The sequence below is a fragment of the Streptomyces sp. P5F9 genome (assembly GCF_057961495.1).
Map to the genome: position 1 here is coordinate 1 of NZ_JBXVPZ010000794.1, position 2,448 is coordinate 2,448.

Sequence of the window (2,448 nt, forward strand, 5' to 3'; positions counted from 1 at the left end):
CACTGACGGGGGCGAAGGCGGGAGATGGGGGACAGCAGACTGATCCAGGGTCGCTACCGCCTGCTCGAACTGATCGGGCGCGGTGGCATGGGCGAGGTGTGGCGCGCGCGGGACGAGTCGCTGGGGCGGCATGTCGCCGTGAAGTGCCTCAAGCCGCTGAACCCGCACCACGACCAGTCGTTCACCCGCGTCCTGCGCGAGCGGTTCCGGCGGGAGGCCCGGGTGGCCGCCGCGTTGCAGCACCGCGGGGTGACCGTGGTCCACGACTTCGGCGAGTCCGACGGCGTCCTCTACCTCGTGATGGAGCTGCTCGACGGCCGCAATCTCAGCCAGCTCCTGGAGGACAACGAGCAGCGGCCGTTGCCCGTCGGTGACGTCGTCGACATCGCCGAGCAGGTCGCCTCCGCCCTCGCCTACTGCCATCAACAGGGCATCGTGCACCGGGACTTGAAGCCCGCGAACATCATGCGGCTGACCGACGGCACGGTGAAGATCTGCGACTTCGGCATCGCCCGGCTCGGCGCCGACATCGGCTTCACCTCCCGGCTGACCGGCACCGGCATCGCGATGGGCACCCCGCACTACATGTCGCCGGAACAGATCAGCGGCTCGGAGGTCGACCAGCGCAGCGACCTCTACTCCTTCGGCTGCGTGCTGTACGAACTCGCCACCGGGGCACCGCCGTTCGACCTCGGTGACGCCTGGGCGATCCTCATCGGCCACCGCGACACACCGCCCCGCCCGCCGCGCGCCGAGCGTGCCGAAGTGCCCGAGTACCTGGAGAAGGTCATCCTCGACCTGCTGGCCAAGCTCCCGGAGCAACGTCCGCATGACGCCCGCGAGTTGGGGCGCCGGATCACCATGGGCCGTACGACACCCTTGTACGTACCGACCGTTGTGACCCCGCAGCCCCAACTGCGCCCGTCCGAAGCGGTCTCGGAACCGGCGTCCGAGCCGGTCTCCCGTGAGGCGCGCCTGCCGTCCTGGACGCGCGGGATGACCACCGGGCACAAGGCGACCGGCGCCGGTCTGCGCACTACCCCGCCGGACGCCGGAGCCGGACTCACCGGCGAGTGGATCGCCCGCCCGACCACCGGCCATGCCGAGGAACCCGCGCCGGAGTCGCCGTCCGCACCGTCCGCGGAGACCCTCAACGCCCTGGCCGGACGCCACAACGCGGGCCTCAGCCTTGGGAGGTTGGGCCGCTGGGCGGAGGCCGGCGAGGTGCATCGCGCGGTCGCCGCCGAACGCCGGCACCTGCTGGGCCCGGACCACCCCGACACCCTCGCCAGCCGTTACGAACTCGGCTTCACCCTCAGCCGCACCGGCCGCGCCGCCGACGCCCTGCACGAGTACACGCACGTCGCCCGTGCCAGGGAACGGGCGGTGGGCGCCGACCACGCCGACACACTCGCCGCCCGGCAGGAAATGGCGTACGTGCTGGGCCAGTTGGGCCGCCACTTCGACGCACACCAGGTGTACACGTCCGTACTGGCCGCCCGGGAACGCACCATGGGCCCCGACCACCCGGACACCCTGCGCTGCCGCCACAACCTCGCCTTCAACCTCAGCCGGCTCGGCCGCCTGGAGGACTCGTACCGCATGGCCTGCGAGGTCGCCGCCGCCCGCGCCCGCGTGCTGGGTCCCGCACACCCCGACACCCTGGTCACCCGTTACGAAGTGGCGTATGCACTGGGCCAGTTGGGCCGCTGGCCCGAGGCGCTGCAGACCTACGGCGAGGTCGCCGAGGCCCGCGCCCAGGCGCTCGGCCCCGACCACGCCGACACGCTCGCCGCCCGCTACGAGATCGGCATCAGCCTCGGCCGGCTCGGCCGCAGCGCCGACGCCCTCAAGCTCTACCGCGACCTGATCGACGACCGCACCCGCGTCCACGGCTCCGCCCACCCCGAGACCCTCCGCGCCCGGCACGGCCTCGGCGTCAACCTCGGGCGCCTGGGCCGCTGGGAGGAGGCCCTCGCCGAGTCCCGCGACGTGTGCGCCATCCGCGAGCGCGTCCTGGGCGCCGACCACACCGACACCCTGGTCAGCCGCCGCGAGGTCGCCGTAGGCCTCGGCTGGCTGGGCCGCTGGGCCGACGCCCTCACCGAGTACCGCCGGGTGGCCGCCGCCCGCGAGCGTGTCCTGGGCCCGGACCACCCCGACACCCTCGCCAGCCGCAACGACGAGGCCCACTGCCTGGAACAACTCGGCCGCAACGCCGAGGCGGTCGAGCTGTACCGCCGGGTGGCGGCGCTACGGCAGGGGCAGGCACTGGGCGGCCACTGAGAGCAGCGCCGTCCACTCCGGCAGTGTCTGCCTCCGGCTGTCCCGCAGGCCAACCCCAAGGGCGAACGCCCCGGAAGGGGCGCGGGGAACTGCGCGACCAGCCCCCACGGCGCGCCACCCGCGAAACAACCCAAGGACGCACAACCAACTCGCCCCACACCC

General features: G+C 73.0%; 1 protein-coding gene. It reads left to right on the plus strand.

The genetic code is table 11. The annotated features are described in order from the left end of the window. Nucleotides 1–24 precede the first annotated feature (24 nt). A complete protein-coding gene (locus AC31A1_RS50165) occupies nucleotides 25–2,286 on the plus strand; it encodes a serine/threonine-protein kinase (RefSeq protein WP_489659720.1) in 2,262 nt (753 codons plus the stop codon). Nucleotides 2,287–2,448 lie beyond the last annotated feature (162 nt).